This is a genomic window from Limnobacter sp. UBA3528 (assembly GCF_002377005.1).
Classification (GTDB): Bacteria; Pseudomonadota; Gammaproteobacteria; order Burkholderiales; family Burkholderiaceae_B; genus Limnobacter.
Map to the genome: position 1 here is coordinate 40,880 of NZ_DFOZ01000039.1, position 20,064 is coordinate 60,943.

At 52.8% G+C, this 20,064-nt stretch carries 18 protein-coding genes; 7 read left to right on the plus strand and 11 right to left on the minus strand.

The genetic code is table 11. From position 1 onward, the window contains the following. Positions 1–61 precede the first annotated feature (61 nt). A complete protein-coding gene (locus B4N58_RS11955) occupies positions 62–1,381 on the plus strand; it encodes an OmpP1/FadL family transporter (protein WP_291749642.1) in 1,320 nt (439 codons plus the stop codon). Positions 1,382–1,425: 44 nt separating this feature from the next. On the opposite strand, the gene B4N58_RS11960 is transcribed toward B4N58_RS11955, so the two are convergent. The 5 genes from B4N58_RS11960 to B4N58_RS11980 all read right to left on the minus strand — a co-directional run bounded on the left by B4N58_RS11960 (position 1,426) and on the right by B4N58_RS11980 (position 6,866). Continuing rightward, positions 1,426–1,803, minus strand: a complete 378-nt coding sequence (locus B4N58_RS11960) for a hypothetical protein (RefSeq protein ID WP_291749645.1) — start codon at positions 1,801–1,803, stop codon at positions 1,426–1,428. Then, on the minus strand, positions 1,800–2,402 hold the full coding sequence (locus tag B4N58_RS11965) for a hypothetical protein (protein ID WP_291749649.1): 603 nt from the start codon (positions 2,400–2,402) through the stop codon (positions 1,800–1,802). The genes B4N58_RS11960 and B4N58_RS11965 overlap by 4 nt, the downstream gene beginning before the upstream one ends. 578 nt (positions 2,403–2,980) lie before the next feature. Continuing rightward, complete coding sequence (locus B4N58_RS11970; protein WP_291749652.1) at positions 2,981–4,732, minus strand: PQQ-dependent methanol/ethanol family dehydrogenase; 1,752 nt, start codon at positions 4,730–4,732, stop codon at positions 2,981–2,983. Positions 4,733–5,031: 299 nt separating this feature from the next. Beyond that, positions 5,032–6,018: a quinoprotein relay system zinc metallohydrolase 1 gene (locus B4N58_RS11975; RefSeq protein ID WP_291749655.1), complete on the minus strand. Its 987-nt coding sequence runs from the start codon at positions 6,016–6,018 to the stop codon at positions 5,032–5,034. Then, positions 6,015–6,866, minus strand: coding sequence for a quinoprotein dehydrogenase-associated SoxYZ-like carrier (locus tag B4N58_RS11980; RefSeq protein ID WP_291749660.1), 852 nt, complete (start codon positions 6,864–6,866; stop codon positions 6,015–6,017). Before B4N58_RS11980 ends, B4N58_RS11975 begins: the two co-directional genes overlap by 4 nt. 66 nt (positions 6,867–6,932) lie before the next feature. Here B4N58_RS11980 and B4N58_RS11985 point away from each other — a divergent pair, with 66 nt between their 5' ends. The 3 genes from B4N58_RS11985 to B4N58_RS11995 all read left to right on the plus strand — a co-directional run bounded on the left by B4N58_RS11985 (position 6,933) and on the right by B4N58_RS11995 (position 10,218). After that, a complete protein-coding gene (locus B4N58_RS11985; protein ID WP_291749664.1) occupies positions 6,933–8,009 on the plus strand; it encodes a substrate-binding domain-containing protein in 1,077 nt (358 codons plus the stop codon). A 235-nt stretch (positions 8,010–8,244) separates the two neighbouring features. After that, entirely contained in the window at positions 8,245–9,765 is a 1,521-nt protein-coding gene (adh, locus tag B4N58_RS11990) for an aldehyde dehydrogenase (protein WP_291749667.1), read from the plus strand. 81 nt (positions 9,766–9,846) lie between these two features. Further along, the gene (locus B4N58_RS11995; protein ID WP_291749669.1) at positions 9,847–10,218 is read left to right on the plus strand and encodes a DUF779 domain-containing protein; all 372 of its coding nucleotides are present in this window, start codon (positions 9,847–9,849) and stop codon (positions 10,216–10,218) included. A gap of 5 nt (positions 10,219–10,223) precedes the next feature. On the opposite strand, the gene B4N58_RS12000 is transcribed toward B4N58_RS11995, so the two are convergent. After that, positions 10,224–10,781, minus strand: a complete 558-nt coding sequence (locus tag B4N58_RS12000; protein ID WP_291749671.1) for a TMEM165/GDT1 family protein — start codon at positions 10,779–10,781, stop codon at positions 10,224–10,226. 118 nt (positions 10,782–10,899) lie between these two features. Here B4N58_RS12000 and B4N58_RS12005 point away from each other — a divergent pair, with 118 nt between their 5' ends. Together B4N58_RS12005 and B4N58_RS12010 are read left to right on the plus strand one after the other, a co-directional pair. Beyond that, complete coding sequence (locus tag B4N58_RS12005; protein ID WP_008251387.1) at positions 10,900–11,844, plus strand: AEC family transporter; 945 nt, start codon at positions 10,900–10,902, stop codon at positions 11,842–11,844. Between the two features lie 58 nt (positions 11,845–11,902). Beyond that, positions 11,903–13,123 carry an MFS transporter gene (locus tag B4N58_RS12010; protein ID WP_008251385.1) on the plus strand — a complete coding sequence of 407 codons (1,221 nt, stop codon included), beginning with the start codon at positions 11,903–11,905 and terminating at the stop codon, positions 13,121–13,123. Between the two features lie 15 nt (positions 13,124–13,138). Here B4N58_RS12010 and B4N58_RS12015 read toward each other — a convergent pair whose 3' ends face one another. Then, a complete protein-coding gene (locus tag B4N58_RS12015; protein WP_168426918.1) occupies positions 13,139–13,294 on the minus strand; it encodes a hypothetical protein in 156 nt (51 codons plus the stop codon). A 158-nt stretch (positions 13,295–13,452) separates the two neighbouring features. On the opposite strand from B4N58_RS12015, the gene B4N58_RS12020 reads away from it, so the two are divergent. Continuing rightward, positions 13,453–15,225 carry a pyrroloquinoline quinone-dependent dehydrogenase gene (locus B4N58_RS12020; protein WP_291749677.1) on the plus strand — a complete coding sequence of 591 codons (1,773 nt, stop codon included), beginning with the start codon at positions 13,453–13,455 and terminating at the stop codon, positions 15,223–15,225. Here B4N58_RS12020 and B4N58_RS12025 read toward each other — a convergent pair. From B4N58_RS12025 to B4N58_RS12040, 4 genes are read right to left on the minus strand one after another with little or no spacing between them, the layout of a single operon-like run. After that, positions 15,218–16,282: a DUF1513 domain-containing protein gene (locus tag B4N58_RS12025; RefSeq protein ID WP_291749680.1), complete on the minus strand. Its 1,065-nt coding sequence runs from the start codon at positions 16,280–16,282 to the stop codon at positions 15,218–15,220. The two genes, B4N58_RS12020 and B4N58_RS12025, sit on opposite strands and share 8 nt — an antisense overlap. Before the next feature lie 4 nt (positions 16,283–16,286). Next, positions 16,287–17,375, minus strand: a complete 1,089-nt coding sequence (locus B4N58_RS12030; protein WP_291749682.1) for an imelysin family protein — start codon at positions 17,373–17,375, stop codon at positions 16,287–16,289. Next, positions 17,375–18,784, minus strand: a complete 1,410-nt coding sequence (locus B4N58_RS12035; protein WP_291749683.1) for a di-heme oxidoredictase family protein — start codon at positions 18,782–18,784, stop codon at positions 17,375–17,377. Before B4N58_RS12035 ends, B4N58_RS12030 begins: the two co-directional genes overlap by 1 nt. After that, positions 18,784–19,953, minus strand: coding sequence for an imelysin family protein (locus tag B4N58_RS12040; RefSeq protein WP_291749686.1), 1,170 nt, complete (start codon positions 19,951–19,953; stop codon positions 18,784–18,786). Before B4N58_RS12040 ends, B4N58_RS12035 begins: the two co-directional genes overlap by 1 nt. Between the last annotated feature and the right edge of the window lie 111 nt (positions 19,954–20,064).

The window sequence follows — 20,064 nt, forward strand, 5'->3', positions numbered from 1 at the left end:
TTTTTACTTACAATAGCTCTCATAAACATCCATTCTTACAAACGGACTAACCGAGGACGACATGACACACACCCCTTTTCAATTTCGAATCATCAGCTGTGCAATCGCGACGCTTGGGCTTGGCCTGGGCAACGCAGCCCACTCCGCCGGTTTTGCACTGCTTGAACAAAACGCCAGCGGTGCTGGTGTAGCCTACGCAGGCAAGGCAGCCATTGGCGAAGACGCCAGCGCCGCCTGGTTCAACCCCGCCAGCATGAGCCGCCTGAAAGAACGCCAGGTGGTGTTGGGCGGGCATTACATTGACCTGAATGGTGAAGTCAACAACGAAGGCAGCACCGCAGCACCGGGCCGACCCTTGGGCAGCAGCACTGGTGACTTTGGTGACGAAGGTTACATTCCCAACTTTCACCTTGTAGTGCCCTTCAATGACCGAATCAATCTGGGCTTGTCCGTGGCCACGCCATTTGGCTTGAGAACCGACTTTCAGCCCGACTGGTATGGCCGTTTTCAGGGTGTTACGTCCGATATCAAATCAGTGAACATCAACCCCTCAGCTTCCTTCAAGGTCAATGAGCAATGGTCGGTAGGCGCTGGTGTATCAGCTCAAAAGCTCGATGCGAAACTCAGCTCACAAATCAACTACGCGCCCTTTGGCGGCACCGAAGGATTAACCACCATTGCTGGTGACGGTTGGGGCTACGGGTTCAACCTTGGCGTGATGGGTCAGATCACGCCTGCGACACGCGTGGGTGTTGCATATCGCTCTGCGATTGAGCAAGACCTGGAAGGCAATGTGACCTTCGACAACAGACCCACAATTGGCCTAGGCGCCCCTGTGGCTGCTGCATTATTTGCAAATAGCGAACTCACCTCTAAAATCCGCCTGCCTGCATCACTGTCGATTTCGTCAGTCACAGAATTGAATCCGAAGTGGCAACTGCTGACCGACGCCACCTGGACTGAATGGAGCACGATTCAAAAGCTGGACTTTCAACGACAAAACGCGCCTGCTGGTGCAGCCCCATTAACCGTTCAGGATTACGAATGGAAAAACAGCTGGCGCTTTGCCGTGGGTGGCATTTACAAGTACAGCGACACCATCAATTTGAAAGCTGGTGTGGCATACGACATCACACCGGTACCAGACGAGCGCCGCAAGGTTCGCCTGCCTGATGAAAACCGAATCACGCTGGCTGTCGGTTCACAGTACAAATTCGACAAAGCCACCACATTCGATGTGGCGTTTCAGTACGTCATTCCTGATGAGGGCAAAATTGACAGCACCGAGGGCAACCCCGCAGCAGGTCAACAAACCCGCGTAGTGGGCACAGCCGAAGGCGATGCGTTCATTCTGTCAGGACAGGTGTCATACAAGTTCTAATTCAGCCTCGCTGATATAAAAAGCCCGGTAAATACCGGGCTTTTTTATAAATAACCTGACGGCCCGCCATATGGGCTAACGGCCGCCAAACGACCGCTTAGGCAATATGCTACCCACCAGAGAAACAGATTGACCACAACAACACCTAGAATCCAGGTGATTGGTCCGTTCAGCCAGAAATGAAAAAAACTAATCGGGAATAAAAGTAGAACTGCTTTCTGCGGCCAAGTTCTGCCATAGGTGTAGCACTGCCTAGCGCTGAGTACGGAATACAAACCACACATGAGCATGCCACCCATAAACCACTCATAAGGTAGATGACCAATTAATGCTTTTATTGCAGTGAAATTTAGTGTGACGGCTAGCATCGTGCTAACGATATAAAACGACCAAACATATGGAACAGGGAGCTGAAATTTCATGATGCCAACTCAACAATGTAGATGCTTATTTCTTTTATATTCCCATCAAGCGTGCTGGACAGAAACGAAAGTCCAGCTGCAATTGAATCTTTCAAGCTTTTAAGCGCACCAAGTGAAATCTCTTGCCTCGAATAGCGTTTGGGTTCTTTACCGCTTCGAATGAGTTTTTTCAATTCGCCGTTGGATACATTGGGCCTGCGGAGTTTGATCATTTCTTTGGTCAATAAAGCTGCCTGCTGCCTGTTGATATGGCCTGTCAAAGCCGCTGGAATGTTCACTCCAGCATTGCTTAATACTTTGATAGCGCGTCGAGCTGCGAATGCTGATGCACCCACACCCAAAAGCGACACACCATCAAGAACTTGCAAAGTGGTTTTGTAGGAGGGCATATTATCGAGTACTTGATTCTCCCCAGGAAAAAACAGGGCATTAATCGTCCTGACGGATGAGTTACCGCAGCTTAAAGCAGTAGCCAACGTCGCCGCACCAGCCACAGTCGACACGGCCAGACTTGCGCCACCTGAAAATGGAGCACCTGCGCCTCCCCCTAACGTCACAATTCCCGCAACCACCGCTGCAGTACAGTTAATTGCGGTCATGGCACCCTCGGCCAACACTTCCCTACCGGAAACTTCAGGCTTACCGGTTTTTACATCCACCACAATGTACTGATTTTGAACTGACGCTGTGTGTGGCTCTCGCAGTACCTCTGCACTGCCATCAATGGCAAGCACAACACCCAGCGGTCGAAGCTCGACAACAGAATTGGTGGACTGAAGAATTTTTTGGCGAATTTGGGGTGTGATTTCGGAATGCATGGTCGGGGGTAAATGAAGAAAATCCGACGATTATCAATGTGCGATTGGGAAATTTACAAAAACAGGATTTTTCATTCACCCGGAATGATGATGCTAGAAAAAATGCCCGGCACATGGCCGGGCAGAAAAGACGCATTCGTTTAGGAGACTCACAAACCGCCACAACTTTTTCCGACTCCCAATCAATGCCGGAAAAAGGTCCCAAGGAGCAATTTGTTTCAACCGTCTGCGTCATAAGTTCGCTGCGGAGCAGGCAGTAAACTTGGGGGTGAAATGACAACACTACAAACTACGCTCTACTACTTCACTACGCATCAAACCACCCCACACGGGGCAGCTTGATGTACTTCACAAACTGATCACTTACCGTCGAACAGTTTGAATACCCACACGGAACCACCTTGTTCAAGGTAGTTGACCTTGCTGGCCACGTCACCGCCCCACAGGGGAACAGCGCCGCCCCAACCAGACACAACAGCCACGTATTGGGCGCCGTCCTTGCCTTTCCAGGTTACGGGAGGAGCAACCACACCGGAACCAGTCTGGAACTTCCACGCTTCCTTGCCTGTTTTGGCATCAGCTGCCTTCAGGTAACCTTCTGGAGTACCCCAGAACACCAGGTTACCGCCAGTGGTCAACACACCGCCCCACAAAGGCGCATTGTTGGTGATTTCCCACTCGATCTTGCCGGTCTTGGGGTTCATCGCGCGCAGTGCGCCGATGTAGTCAAAGCCGGGCAATGTCTTGATGGTGAAACCAGCGCCCAGGTAAGCAGCACCTTTCTTGTAGGTGATTGGCTCGTTCCAGATTTCCATGCCCCATTCATTGGCGGGAACATAGAACAGACCCGTGTCAGGGCTGTAAGCCATTGGCTGCTGGTTCTTGCCACCCAGGAAAGAAGGTGCGGAGAACACAGTTTCGCCTTTCTTGCCGTCCATCTTGGTGGGATCACCAGGGCGGTTGGCGGGGTCGAAAATCGGACGACCTGTCTTCAGGTCAATGCCCTTGGCCCAGGTGATTTTCTTCACGAACGGGAATGCATTTTCCAGCTTGCCGGTTTTTGCATCATTCACATAGAAGAAGCCGTTTCGATCGGCTTTGCCGCCCATGCGCTTGCCATTCATGTCGAATGTCACGAACTCGTTGGCACCATCGTAATCCCATGCGTCATTGGGCGTATTCTGGTAGTGCCACTTGATCTGGCCAGTCTTCACGTCGAGCGCAACAGTGGATGTTGAATACAGGTTATCGCCAGGACGCAGGTGGCTGTTCCAGGGTGCCGGGTTACCAGTACCGAAATAGGCCAGACCTGTTTTGCTGTCATAGGTGCCGCCCAGCCAAGTGGCTGCGCCGCCGGTTTTCCACATGTCGCCTTTCCAGGTGGCATTGGTGGTACCGGAAATACCCGCTTCTTTCTTGTTGCCGTCTTTGTCGAAGGTGTAACCCATGTGCCCTTCAACAGTCGGACGCATCCACACCAGCTCACCGGTCTTGGCGTTGCGTGCTTCCACACGACCCACTACACCAAATTCACCGCCAGACACACCGGTCAAAACCAGGCCTTCTGCAATGATCGGAGCGGCCGTGTTGGAGTAACCCGCTGCGTAGTCGTCAATCTTGTCTTTCCAGACCACCTTGCCGGTGTCCTGATCCAGAGCGATCAGTTGGGCGTCCAGTGTCGCGAAAATTACCAGGTTGTCATACAGGGCGGCGCCACGGTTCACCACATCACAGCAAGGCATGATGCCTTCAGGCAAACGGTGCTCGTACTTCCACAGCTTTGCGCCTGTGGCCGCGTCCAGTGCATAAATGCGTGAATAGGAACCGGTCACGAACATTTTTCCGTTGTGAATGACAGGCTGACTTTCCTGACCGCGCTGCTTTTCACCACCAAACGAAAAAGACCAGGCTGGAACCAGCTTGCCCACGTTCGATACGTTGATGTCTTTCAATGGGCTGTAACGCTGACCCTCTGTACCCATACCCCAGGAAAGAATGTCGCCTGTTGTTTTGGCATCGTTTTGAATCATCGCGTCTGTCACAGCGGCAGAAGCCACTGCTGGAATCGCCAGTGCGGTTGCTACCATCGCGCTAAGCAGAGTTTTGCGCATTATTTGTTTCTCCTCTCTTCATCCGTTACTTTGAGGTTCTCGCCCCTCGTTTGCAGAGTCGGGGCTACCCGTAGAAACCTAGCGCAAGCTTCATGCCAAGTAGAATATTTCATCTAAATAAATTTTTTATTCAATAAAATCAGTGTGTTACAAAAACACCCTCATTAGAGTGATTTCATTGATCGCGATAAGCAAAAAAAGAGACAGTTTTGTGACATTGCAACAGCACATCTGTTCAGCAACACACAAACTGTCCCGTTTTGACACACTTGGTAAAGCGCTAACCCTGATTGCTACGCTCAGAATCCGCCCAAAGCCTGCTTTTCATACAAAGGATACAAATTGGTCACATTGCGATAAAACTCAGCTGGGTAAGCAGCAAAATTCTGGAATCGCTCGGGCGCACCTTTCTTCATGACGTCATTCATTTCCTCGCCCATATTGGCTGCGTCGGTTAGCCGTTTGTCCAGCCAGCTAAGGTAATCCAGCGTTTGGTCGATTGCCTCGCTACCCCAACTCACCGGGCCGTGGCTGGGCACCACCACCTTGGGCTTCAGCGCTTGAAGCTTTTTCAGGCTTTCAATCCAGGGCTTTAACTTCGCATGCGGCGTGGTCACTATGCGCTGGTAAAACACCAAGCCGCCTGCCCACATCACTTTGCTTTCCGGATCAAACACCACCAAATCCGAATCGGTGTGGCCTTTCAGTTCGAGTGTTTCAATGGGCTTATCACCCAAAGCTTTCAACTTGCCCGGCACGATCGTTTGCGCAGGAAACACACTTTCTGTGCCCTTCATCCAGTCGCCGCACAAACGGTACAGATTGGTTTCATACAACGCCGCTTCGGCTTTGATGCCTTGGATGGTCAACTTCGTGGCGGCAAGCGCCTCTTTCGGGTAAGCCTGATTGCCCAGAAAATAATCCGGGTGAAGGTTCAGTGCCACCACCTGCTTGACCGGTTTGCTCTTGCTGACTGAATCAATCAAGGCACGTTGCTGCTCGCCATAAATACGCGAGGTTCCGGTGTTGATGACGTACACCCCGGCCTCATCCACATAAAAGCCGGTGTTGATGATGTTGCAGCCATTGGCCTGAGAAAAGTCATCGTTCACACCTGCAATCACATACCAGCCACCCGCCAGTCTGGTGGCTTTCAAACCGTAATCAAGGGTCGATTTGTTGGGTGTTGGTTTGGCAACATTGGGCAGTTCGGCCAATACGGGGCCAGCAAGAACAGTGAACATGGACACGGCAACTATTGCGCACACCGCTTTGCACAAATTCATTGGGTCACCTTTGCATCAATCCGGTTGCCGTTGTTGTCGCGCCCTACCAGGCTGATGGGGCCCACTGGTTTCTTGTCAAAATCAAACGAGAACAAGGGGTTCTCTGACACGGGCTCAAAGGGGTAAAGCCTGGCCAGCACTTGTTTGTTCTTGTCTTGCAAAATCATTTCTTCAATGTAAAAGGCGGGCACACCAGCCACCAAACCGGTGTCCATGGGGTGCGACACTTGCACACGCAAGCGCGCATCGTCTCGCAACTGATTGGCATCAAACATTTTGCCGGCCACCTTGTTCAAAGTTTGTGGCCAACTGCCATCAGCCCGCGTTGCGCCGGGCACAGTGCAACCACCGCCAGCCGCTTCAATGAAGGCATAACCCACATGCCACACGCCATCCTCAGTCAATGCAGCGACTCGAATGGGACTGGCTTGCTCCAGCTTGAAACGAAAATTCAAAGCAGGCTTGGCCTTCTCGGGAATAAATTCCAACACCTTGCGAATCGGGTTTCTGTCCACGAGCACCACGATTTTCTTCACCTTGCCCAAAGCTGAGGCATCGAATGACACTGGTACATTCATGGCGTCTTCAGCAAACAAGGGCACTGTGACCTTGATTCTGGAGTCGAACACGGTTTTCGCATCCGCCTCAAAAAATTGCCCTTTCATGTCAGGCCACTGCATGGAACCCAGCGGGTCGCCACCCGTCAAATCGCCTTTCACTGCACCCAGTTCTATCGGTGCAGCAAAAACCGGGCTGGCGAAAAAATTGCTCACCACCACGACACCACTTACCAGAATCCCCACAGGGATTATTTGAAGAATCGATTGTTTTGTACTGCTGAACATCATGATTACCTGTCTCCTGCTTTTTGTAATCTGTCAGAATGCAAGCAATCGACATGCCTGTATTCGCAAATGCTCAATCTAAAAATATCCGCACGTTGGAAAAAAGACGACGGTCAGTTTGTTGAACTGGACCAACGCATGTTGAACACCTTGAAAACCATCGATACGGCTGGCTCCATTTCACTGGCCTGTAAAGCGCTGGGCGTTTCTTACCGTACCTTATGGTCACAAATTCAGCAATACAACCAACTGCTGGGCGAAGAACTGGTGGCCACTCACGGGCGTGCCGGCGCTTGCCTCACGCGGTTTGGGCACAAATTGATCTGGATGGTGGAACAAGGCAATGTGCGCGTGGCGCCCGACCTGGGTACCGTGGGTGAACAACTGAATGCCGAGTGGCTGGACATTGATCAAAACAAGCCCTGGATCAGCCTGGCACTGAGCGATGACCTGGTATTGCAAAACCTGTTTCAGAACACTGCACTGTATAAAAAGCTGCAACTGTCATTGCGCTGGTCGGGCAGCATTGCCGCACTGTCTGCATTGCATCGCGGTGAAGTGCGCGTGGCTGGCTGCCACTTGCCAGTGGGGCTTGAAGAACATTCTCATGTTCACCAAATTATGCGCCGCTGGTTGCGTGGCTCGAACCTCAGCGTCATTGAACTGTTCGAGCGCGATATCGGCTGGATGAGCCGCCCAGCGGCCACACCACCCACGCTTGAGGATGTGTCGCTGCGGCGCGCACTGTTGGTGAACAGGAACTCGGCGTCGTCTACCCACCATCAACTCAATGCGCTGATTACCAAAGCCTGCCTGAACCCCGAAAACCTGCCCGGCTTTTACCATGAAGAAAATTCACACCTGGCCGTGGCTTGCACGATCGCGGCGGGTCATGGCGATTTGGGCCTGGGCATCCGGGCAGCGGCTGATCACTATGGCTTGCAATTCAGACCCGTGTCCAGGGAACGCTATTTTCTGGTCACCCACAACAGCGATCTGCAGTACCCGGCGATGGACATTCTTTTGCCTTGGTTGCGCAGCCCCGAAGTACTGGAACAGGTGGAAAATGCTGCGGGTTACAACGCCATGAATTTGGGTCGCACACAGGCTCTGGAATTGTTTCTCAACGAGATTCAAGCGAATTAACACCCCTACAGGTGTGTCAAATGTGTGCAACGCAACAAAATTATGCAACCTTTTGCATAATTCAAACTTGAGCAATGTGCGCTGTCTTCTCAAAGTTCTGCACCAAACTTCCAGATAAAAATTCGATTGTTTGATTGATGCGGAAACAGGGTTCCGGAAATCGTCATTAAACAGCACTGGCATGCCCGTTGCGCAAAGCTCCTTACCTACATCAACAGAACAAGGAGTTAGGGACATGAACATGGTTGACGAATTAAAACTGGGCGTGGCGTTCCCCTTCAAAGCCAAATATGACAACTTCATCGGCGGCAAATGGGTCGCTCCAAAAGGCGGGCAGTACTTCGACAACGTAACACCAGTCACAGGCCAGGTGCTTTGCAAGATTGCTCGCTCTCAAGCTGAAGACATTGAACTGGCGCTGGATGCTGCGCATGCAGCGAAAGACGCTTGGGGCAAACGCTCACCCACCGAACGTTCCATGATTCTTAATCGCATTGCAGACCGCATGGAAGAAAACCTGCGCCTGATCGCGGTTGCTGAAACGCTGGACAACGGCAAACCGTTGCGCGAAACCATGGCTGCCGACATTCCGCTGGCCATCGATCATTTCCGTTACTTTGCCGCCTGTATTCGCAGCGAGGAAGGCAGTATTTGTGAAATTGATCACCAAACCTACGCCTACCATTTCAACGAGCCGCTGGGCGTGGTTGGGCAAATCATTCCCTGGAATTTTCCGATACTGATGGCTGCCTGGAAGCTGGCCCCAGCATTGGCAGCGGGCAATTGCGTGGTGTTAAAGCCTGCCGAGCAAACGCCTGCTTCATTGCTGGTGGTGATGGATTTGATTGCAGACCTGTTGCCGCCCGGCGTACTGAATATTGTGAACGGCTTCGGACTGGAAGCGGGCAAACCACTGGCCAGCAATCCGCGCATTGCAAAAATTGCCTTCACGGGTGAAACATCCACAGGTCGATTGATCATGCAGTACGCTGCGCAAAACCTGATCCCGGTCACGCTTGAATTGGGTGGCAAGTCACCGAATATTTTCTTCTCCGACATCATGGAGGCAGACGATGCCTTCTTCGACAAAACCCTGGAAGGCTTCGCCATGTTTGCCTTAAACCAAGGCGAAGTGTGCACATGCCCTTCCCGCGCACTGATTCAGGAGGACATCTACGACGCTTTCATTGAACGTGCCATTGAACGGGTAGGCAAAATCAAGCAGGGCAATCCGCTGGATGAAAGCACCATGATCGGCGCGCAAGCCTCTTCAGAACAGCTGGAAAAAATCCTGAGTTACATCGATCTGGGTAAACAGGAAGGCGCGAAGTGCCTGATCGGTGGCGAGCAAAACAAACAAGGTGGCGACCTGGCCGGTGGCTACTATGTGAAGCCCACTGTTTTTCAAGGGCACAACAAAATGCGTATTTTTCAGGAAGAAATTTTCGGCCCGGTGCTGTCAGTGACTACCTTTAAAGACGAAGCCGAAGCCTTGCAAATTGCCAATGACACCCTGTACGGTTTGGGCGCAGGTGTGTGGAGTCGTGACGGCGCACGCGCCTTCCGCATGGGTCGGGCCATTCAGGCTGGCCGCGTGTGGACCAACTGCTACCACCTGTACCCGGCACATGCTGCATTTGGCGGCTACAAGCAATCGGGTATTGGTCGCGAAAACCACAAAATGATGTTGCACCATTACCAGCAAACCAAAAACCTGCTGGTGAGTTACAACCCCAACGCACTGGGTTTTTTCTAAGTTCGTAAAGCGACGTAAGTAGTACGAACCGCTCGGCCCGACACGGGTTGGGCGGTGTTCTTGTTGAACCGGAGAAAATCAATGTCGAACCGAGTCAGTGCAACACCCGAGGCCTTGGAGTTGATTACTGCTTTAAAAAACCAGCATGGCGATGTCATTTTTCATCAAAGCGGCGGCTGTTGCGACGGCAGCGCACCCATGCTGTTTCCGCGCAGCGAGTTTCCCTTGGGTGGATCAGATGTCAAGCTGGGCGACATTGGTGGCGTGCCCTTTTACATGAGCAAATCCCAGTTTGCCTATTGGGAACACACGCATTTGACAATTGATGTCGTGAAAGGAAATGGCGGAATGTTCAGCCTGGAACGCCCCAGTGGCATGCGATTTCTGACCCGGTCGCGTTTGTACTCCGATGAAGAATTTGCGGCGCTTCCACCGGTGCAATCAGCGGACTAGGCGCATCAAGAAAAAAGCGCGATCCAGGCCCCGAACAGCAAAAACAAACCACTGGCCATCGCACGCAGCACTTTCAGTGGCAACACCCGCGTCAGCTTTTCACCCAGAAAAACCACGGGTGCATTGGCGATCATCATGCCCAAGGTTGTACCAATCACGACCGGCAGGAAATCACTGTATTGGGCCGCTATGGCCACTGTGGCCAACTGGGTTTTGTCGCCCATTTCGGCCAGAAAAAATACGACAATCGTGGTCAGTAACACACCCCATTTCCCGGTCTCTGGCGTGGTGTCGTCTTCCTTGTCGGGAAACAGGGTCCAGATACCCATGCCCACAAAACTGGCCACCAGAATCCACTTCAGGGTTTCAGCGCTGATCAATGTAGTGACCCAAGTGCCCACAGCACCTGCCAAAGCATGATTCAACAAAGTAGCAATCAGAATGCCCCACACAATCGGCCATGGCTTTTTGAATCGGGTCGCCAGAATAATGGCCAACAGTTGGGTTTTGTCGCCCATTTCGGCCAAGGCCACCAGGCCGGTTGCAGTCAGAAACGCTTCCATCACATCATCACTTTCAAAGTTGGCGCAAGTTTACCACCGCCCCAACAAGGGTCATCCACAATTGACCCAAAGTTCAGTAATGAAATAATGAGCGTCACTTCAAACGTCACCTGTCAACATGGCCCAAGTCAATGTGCTCTCGGAAATTCTGGGGGTCACCGCCCCAGTATTCGCGATGGTCTTCATGGGCTTGCTGTTGCGCAAGGTCAATCTCATCAACGACTCCTTCATTCAAACCGCCTCCACCCTCACCTACAAGGCGACCATGCCTACGCTGTTCTTCCTGTCCATTTGGCAGGCCGATCTGCAAAGCGCATTCAACGCCAAGTTGGTCCTTTTTCTGTGTGCTGCCACGGTGCTGGGTTTTCTGGCCAGTTGGTGGTGGGCCACTCGAGCCATTCCTTATGGTCAACGCGGGGTGTTTGTTCAGGGGGCGTTCAGGGGCAATTGTGGCGTGGTCAGTTTTGCCTTGGTGGCCAGTTACTACGGCGACTACGGGCTATCCGTGGGTGGTGTTTTAGTCGGCTTTACCATTTTGCTGTTCAACGTACTGTCCGTGTTGATTCTCTCCATTTACAGTCCCACCCTGAAATTCAGCCCAACTGCAGTGGGCAAGGAACTGATTAAAAACCCCCTGATTATTGCGGTAGTACTGGGCATGTTGGCCAGCGCAATCCAGCTTTACATACCGCAGTGGTTGCTAAAGTCGGGCGAATACTTTGCCGGGCTTACCTTGCCCCTTGCCCTTATTTGTGTGGGTGGCACACTGTCCTTGGCGGGCGTGAAGGCCTCGGGCTTGTCAGCCATGCAATCAAGCGCCATTAAAATTGCAATATTGCCTGTGTTGGCCTGCGCTGCGGCATGGGCCATTGGAATTGAAGGACGAGACCTCATCATTCTCTGGATGTTCTTCTCAAGTCCCACTGCAGCTGCCAGCTTTGCCATGGCTGTAGCCGCCGGGGGCGATGGCAAACTAGCCGCCAACATCATCGCACTCACCACGCTGGTGTCCATACTGTCCATGACAATCGGCATTTATGCACTCACCGCGCTGGGGCACTAAAGTGGCGCGTTAAACTCAAGGTCAAACTCCAAAAAAACCAATCCACAGGTAGCAGTACATGAACAGCCCAGCCGCATGCCAAGTGAACATGACTCCCCAGCGCGAGTGGGCCTTGCTTCTTATTCTTGCGGGCATACAGTTCACCCACATTCTCGACTTCATGATCATGATGCCGCTGGGCCCGCAGCTTACGCTGGCATTTGCGATTTCGGATGCCCAGTTTGGCTTGCTGGTGTCGGCTTACACCTTTGCCGCGGGTGCCTCCGGGTTGTTGGCGTCGCTGTACATTGACCGGTTCGAGCGTCGCCGGCTGTTGTTGATTCTGTATTGTCTTTTTGCAGTGGCCACGCTGGCCTGTGGCCTCGCACCCACCTATGAAACACTCATGGGAGCGCGCATTGCAGCGGGGCTTTTTGGCGGTATTTTGTCAGCCATGATCCAAACCATCGTGGCCGATGTGGTGCCCTTTGCGCGCCGGGGCAAGGCCATGGGCGTCATCATGACCTCCTTCTCTGTTTCGACCGTCATGGGCGTGCCTTTGGGTCTTTACGTGGCGGCCAATTCAAATTGGCATACCCCGTTTTTCGGCATTGCAGGCATCAGCTTTGTGCTGGTTGTTGCGGGTTGGTATGTCATACCCACGTTGCAGGGTCACTTGCATGCCCGCGGCGAAACTGGCCCACTGCATGGCATTGCCCAAGTACTTCGCGATTCGAACCACTTGCGGGCATTCTGCTTTTCGTTCTGCATGATTTTCGCGGGCTTTTCGATCATCCCGTACATCACGATCTACATGCAGATCAATGCCGGGCTGACCCCCTCCGACATTCCGCTGATTTACCTTGCTGGCGGCGCAGCCACGCTGTTTAGCGCGCAAATCATCGGCAAACTCAGCGATCGCATCGGCAAACTAAAGATGCTTCAGATCATTGCCAGTGTTGCTGTGGTGCCCATGGCCCTGATCACCCTGACTGAAGGCATGAGCATGGCAGTCATTCTGGTGATCACCACATTCTTCTTTGTGTTTGTCAGCGGACGAATGATTCCTGGGATGGCATTGGTCAGTGCGGCGGGCAACCCCAGAAACAGGGGTACTTTCATGACATTGAATTCATCCATGCAGTCGGCCGCAATGGGAGTGGCCGCACTGGTGGGCGGCATGGTGATTTCACGCAGCGCCGAAGGCTTGATTGAAAACTTCTGGATTTGCAGTGTGATCGCGATCGCATTCAACCTGACCGCATTGTGGATTGCAAAAGGGGTGCGAGTGTATCAGTAGGCGTTCGACAATTAATTAGCTGGCCATGCGGCGAATGATTGACGACACCACCAAACGCAGACCCTTGATCTCTTTGACTTCCAGCGGGCGCTTTTCTTTCAGGTCTTTGTCTTTGCTCAATTCTTCAAGCTTGTGCTCAATCTCTTTCAACAGCTCAAGTTGTTGTTTCATGATCATTTACCAATGAATTCGGGTACGCGAAATATACACGCAAGCGGCTGCGCATTGGATGACGTTTTTGTGACAAATCATCTGCGTCACATTGCAACAGTTGCTGTGGATTGATCCTTGCTTGCCTCTTCAGGCAATTCCAATCCAAAACGACAACCATGACGCTGCATCAAGCCTACGCCGCCGCTTTTTCCCTACTTGTTTGCACCGCCACGTTTGCCAGCTCAGACACAGAATGGCCGGTATTCGGCGGCAACTGGGACCATCAGCGGCACACGCTGTCCACGCAAATTACGCCTCGCAATGTCGGGCAGCTTGACTTGGCCTGGGAATTCGACACGGGTGTGTCATCCAGCTTTCAAGCCACACCCATCGTGGTCAACGGCGTCATGTTTGTATCGCTGCCTTTTAACCATGTGGTGGCCTTGAAAGCCGACACTGGAAAATTGGTGTGGCGTTACACACACGACAGGATCAAAAATCGCCCCATGTGCTGCGGCCCCGCCAACCGGGGCGTTGCTGTAAGTGATGGCAAGGTGTTCATGGGCACAGTCGATTCACGCCTGCTGGCACTGGATGCACGCACCGGCCAAAAGCTTTGGGACATTGATGTCACCAAAGGCGAACAAGGTGTGCAGGAGGATGCCGCCACACTGGGGTCGCAACTCGACACGCAGGGCGGAAAACTGGAAGTGTCGGGTGCATCGGGTGCAGGCATCAACATGGCGCCCATGGTGTTCGATGGCAAGGTCATTGTGGGCATTACCGGTGTGGGCTATGGCTTGCACCTGGACTCGCCCGATCCCGATGCGCCACTCGGTGCAGTGGTGGGTATTGCGGGTAACTACGGACGCCGTGGTTTCATGGCTGCTTATGACGCCAACACCGGCACCCTGGCGTGGAAATTCGACACAGTACCCGAGCAAGGCTGGGAGGGAGAATTCAGGCAAACAACTCCCGACGGCGTGACACTGCCCCGAAACATTGAACAGGAAAAAGCAGCCGCAGCCCAATACCCGGATGCCTGGAAATACGGCGGCGGATCAGCCTGGAGTACCCCCGCCATTGATCGCAAAAATGGCATTCTGTATTTCGGCACGGGCAACCCTTCACCACAAATGGAAGGCTCGTCACGCCCTGGCGACAACTTGTACACCGCCTCCCTGGTGGCGCTGGATGTGCGCACCGGCAAGCTGAAATGGCACTACCAGCAAGTGCCGCATGACATGTGGGGATACGACGTTGCAAGCCCACCCGTGTTGTTCACCAGTCAACACCAAGGCCAAGCGATTGAAGCCGTTGGGCAAGCCGGTAAAACTGGTTGGTTTTATGTGCACAATCGAATCACGGGTGAATTGTTGTTCAAGAGCGAGGCCTTTGTACCGCAGCACAATATGTTTACCCTGCCCACTGAACAGGGCAATGTGATTTACCCCGGTGTAATTGGCGGCTCCAACTGGTCCCCGGTGTCGGTCGACGAACAACGCCGCATGGTTTTTATCGCTGGCATTCACTGGCCGGTGAAATATCAATTGCACGCGCTGAAAGCGAAAGGCAACAAACCTGCGCTGAAATACTCTTCAATGTCACCCATTGAAGACGGAGAAAAATACGGTTTGTTGTCAGCCATTCATTTGGACACTGGCAAACTTGTATGGCAACACAAAGTGAATGCACCCTTGATTGGCGGTGTACTCAGTACACAAACAGGTTTGGTTTTTTCAGGTGAAGGCAGTGGTGAGTTTTTTGCACTTGATTCAAACACGGGCAAACGTGTGTGGCAACACAACAATTCAGCGGGCGTGAATGCACCACCCGTTGCCTACGAAGTAAGTGGAAAACAGTTTTTGGCAGTGGCTGTGGGTGGCAACAAACTGTTTGGTTTCAAGCAGGGACAAACCATCAAGGCTTGGGCACTGCGGGCTAAATAAGCAGCCAGTGATTGTCCAGCTCCAATGGCTTGCTGAACTCAACAGCTGAGCTACCCAGCCACACCTGCTCGCCTTCGGCAGCCAGGGCACATGCGGCGTTTGCAGCCTGTGAATACAACAAGTTGCCTTGCACATCAAATTGCCCGGCAGAATTATTCTTGGTACAACTGATCACAAAGCCCTGGGGGGTGGCCACAATGTCGCCGGCATAACCCTTCACACCCGCCGATTCATTCACCGTGCGCAGTCCGTTTTCATCAAGCAACGCCAGTACCGGCGCAGCATCCCGAAGTGCAGCGGTGCTGTGGTGTGTCTGCATGGCAACGCCCACCACACCACTGGCGTGTACCGCCATGTGTCGCAAACTGAGTCGGGAATCGCTCAAGGTCCATTGATTGAGCACCCTGCCTGTTCTGGGGCTCATGGCCACGATGGAAGAATCCATGGGCAGTTGATTCAGCGGGGTTCTGCCCATGTCCGCATGCGTAGGTATTCCGCCGTTGGCCACCAACAAAAAAGGTTCATCAATGCCCAACCCACCCCTGGGCAGGACCAGCATTTCATGGGGATCTTTGCCCAGTGTGGACCACACATCCTGCAACTCCAAGGTATGGCGGTCTCGAACCGCCAAGGCACCCGTACCGTTGAGCACATCCGTTTCTGTGGTGTAAAGCCAATCGCCATACACGGCGCTGTGGCCGTTCAAATGCCGGTCTTCGTCTTGCCAAACTCGCGAGGTTTCGCCGCTGCGAATATTCAAGCGCAACAACCAGTCGCCAGGGCGGCGAGCAATGAGCAAATACTCATCACCGTGCAGGTGCATTAAACCGTGCGGACGTGTGGGCAAATCGAATGCCATGGTTACATCATAAGAAAGCGCTGCACCTTGCCCGGCTGCGTTGAGCACACCCACCTGATAGAGCCCATTGGGAAGTTGCCAGGCCGCCAATAAACGGGCCTGACGAGTGTGGGTTGCAAGTTCAGCAGGCAAGGGCAAAGCCATGCTCAAGGCCAACGCGCTGCTTTGAACCAAAAATTGCCGACGCGAATTGAACACTGAATCAATCACCATCGGAAGATGAAAACTGAATGGACACCTTCAAACCCTTGGCCACCTCGCTTTCCAAAAACCCCTTGAGCACCTTGAGTGCTTTAACGGACTGCTCAACACTGGCTGGCTTTGTGATGTCGTTGGACCGCATGGCCACAGCCACAGCACTGCTGTACGTAACCAAGGTGTCGGCCAGTTCAATTTTCCCCAAGCCGCGCAAATAAGCCTCCAGCGGGATCACTTGCGTATTGGCCTGCGGAACAGTTTGGCTGTTGACCAGCAGCAAGTGTTCTATGCCTTGCCACTGCGCAGCCCATGCTTTCTGGGTAATTTGCAGTTCCATGAATGGCCAATGGGCAACACCTGCCTCGTCTTTGTTTTTCAAAAGCGGCTTTTCCATTCGCTCCCACGCCAGGGTGTGCGTCGCCCCAATCAACTGGTTGAAATACAACTGCATATTTGCGCCCAAGGCTTGTGCCTCGTCCCATTTCAAATCAGCCACAGTGCGGGCAATGTCAAGCACTACTTCATGTGCGTAGTTGCACTGCGGTGTTACCGCTTTAAAATCATCCTGAGTCAATAAATACTCAAACGCCGGAAAACCCTTTGCCGGACTTCCGATCAGGGCCATGGCTTGCGCGCCTTGTGGCTGTTTTTTAATTGCACGTTCCAACAAATTAAGGCGCAGAGGGCGAAAGTCGATTTGGCGCACCGTGTTGCCGTCCAGCATGGGGCCCATCACCACGGCCGACAGTTCCAGCCAAGCGAGGTAGGCTTTGGCGTATTGCGCCTGAAGCTGCTGCTTGTCGATGGACTTCGCCTTTGTATCAATCTTGCAATAGTGTGCTGTGGCTGCACTCAACTGTTCAAGTTGAATGCGCAACTGAGCAGTGTCACTGGCATAGTGGTGCGTTGCTACGCTGCTCAGCACATCGGATACTTCATAGTACGGAAACAGCATAGTGCTTCGGTCCACAGGTTTCGCAGCAACAGCTGAATTGGCCAGGTTCAGCACCAACAGCAACACCAAGGCGAGCGCTATCCAAACCAGTCCACGTAACAGGCCAGTTTTCAATTCATGCTGGTGTTGAGGATTCATCACAAGGACTCCACAAAACGAATCAGTGCTGCACGGTCTTGCGCAGAAAAATTCATGAACCGGTTTTTACTTGGCTCGGCCTCGCCACCGTGCCAAAGAATGGCCTCCTCAACACCATCGGCGCGACCATCGTGCAACAAACGCATGTGGTTGTTGACATCAGGAATCAAACCGATTCCCCACAAGGGCGGTGTCTTCCACTGTCGGCCATTGGCTTTGAAATCGGGGCGGTTGTCAGCAAGACCTTCGCCCATGTCATGCAACAACAAATCGGTGTAGGGCCAAATTTCCTGTCCTTCCAACGCTTTGCTGCTCAAGGCCGGAAAAGGCACTTTCCCAGTAGTGTAGGAAGGGCGATGGCACACCGCGCATTGCGCTTGCTCAAACAACTTTTGACCTTTCAGCACTTGTGCATCATTCACATTGCGGCGGGCAGGCGGTGCCAACACGGCTTGATAAAACACAATTTCATTGAACAATTTATCGCCAAGTTCAGGCGCACCGTTCTCTGATCCGTTGGGTGCCTGCAAACAGTCTTTCTGGGCCGATGTGCAATTCTCGGAGGGAAACACACTGCTGGTAATGCCGATATCGCCAAGAAATGCACCACCGGTTTGATGCGCCAGCGTGGCGACATTGGCCTTCCAGCCGAATCGACCCAACATTTCCTTTTGTGCATAGGCATCCCAAACCCGATTGGGCACACCCTTGATGGGACCGGGCAGTGCCGCTTGCTGTGCCGAATTGTTCAAAATTTCCTTGTCCTCAATGGCTTCAAGCAAACCCAGGCCCACCACCTGCGGAGCGATTCGCGGACTGACCATCACCTCGGGGTGCAGTGGGCCATAACCCAAATCGGAAAAAGAATAAGCAGGCTTTTTCAATACATAAGGCGTGCCATCCGGGTACTTGCCCTGTACTTCGGTAATCTGGATATGTACCTTGCCTTCAGGCTTCACGCCAGCAACGGCCGCATTGTTGAACTGATCACCATACACAGGGTCGGGCACCACACCATGCCGGGAATCAGTGCCTGGAATGGACAAACGGAACAAGAGATCAACTGGTTGTTCAGTGCTTAAGCGATCCAGAATTTCGGGCGGCTGTCCTCGGCCGTCCTGCACATGGCAACCACCGCAGGAACGTGCAATGAAATGCGGGCCCAGTCCGTCACGCGCAGTGGTCGATGCCGGGGCCTGCACCCAGTTGCGCTTGAAAAACGAATTGCCAATTGCAAACCGGGTTCGTTCTTCATCGGGCAAATTGGCAGCAGGAAATGAAAACGCGTTTCGACCATCGGCGAACACGGTGACATCGCCTGCAGTGCGAGGCGTCATTCCTTCCACTGCGGCCCAGGCCGCCCCGGCAAGTAACAGGGTTCCCCCTGCCAAACAAACAGCAACTTTCATCAGGGCAAGGTCAGGGTAAGTTGGGTAATGCCAATTGCATTGGCCGATTCAACCAGCAAGGTGCTTTGCTCAACCAGGCTATCCACCGTGGCTTTAACACGTTGAGGGCCAGGTGCATTTGCACCGCCAATAATTTCACGGTCAAATGGTGCTTGAATTGCACTTGCAGCCTTCACCGAGTTCTGGATTTGCTGCGTGGTTTTCTTCGCAACTTCCGGTGCACGCGCACCCACCAACTCGGCCAGTGAGGGCACTTTCAACACGGCACCATCGGCCTGTTTGTAAGTACCGGTCCACACATTCAAAATGCCTTGGGCATTGGTCACCGCGTCGCGGTGCGTGTTGTCTGAAAAACAGGAATGCTCATCTTCCTGATCCTGGCTGAACAGGGCCACTTCAAGGCGCTCGCCAGCCAACTCACCACGCGAGAGGGAACCCAAACCCACCAGGATTTTGCGAATGGATTCCTTGCCGCCCTTCTCAAAACTCGCGCGGAAATTGTCAGTTCTCTTGGGGGCCCAGGCCGATTGCACTGTTTCAAGATCATGGATCAACAAGGCGGTTATTTCGCGCAAATAAGCAGCGCGACGTTCTGCATTCTGGCCTTTGCCTTTCACGTAATCGGTGTAAGGCCGATTGCCGGGGCCATTCTCATTCAAATCCTGCCCCCACAGCAAAAACTCAATGGCGTGCCAACCGGTGGCAATGTTTTCTTCACCGCCCCGCTCATTTTCTTCGATCAAGGCATCGCGGGTAATCTTGAATTTTGGATTGTTGATAAAGCCGCTGCGTGCGTTGCCTTGCACATAGTCCACATACGATTCATCCATGGGCCAGGCATTGATTTGCCCTTCAGGCCCGTTTTCATCATCAATCGGGCCACCGTAAAAACGGAAAGCTTCTGTTTGCCCGTAAAACTCGCGCGCATTGAGCCATGCTTTTTTCGCAGCTTCCAGGCCAGCCTCGGAAGGTGCTTTCAAAAATGCATCAATGGACGACTGCAGTTTTTGGGCTGCAATTACGGAGTCGGTGTAATTGGCATACACCAATTGCCCATAACCCTTTACCACATCTTGATCGGTAGGCGCCGCCACGGCCGCATTGCAAAGTGCCAAAGCTAAACCGACAACCATCGCCTTGTGTTTGGCGTTGAACCACGAGTACGTCATAAGGACCTGAAACCTTTGAATCAATCGAAAACAGCGTATATGTTAATCTTAATGAGAATGATTTGCAATTAATAAGAACATCCATTACACTTCGCCTCATTCGATGCAGGC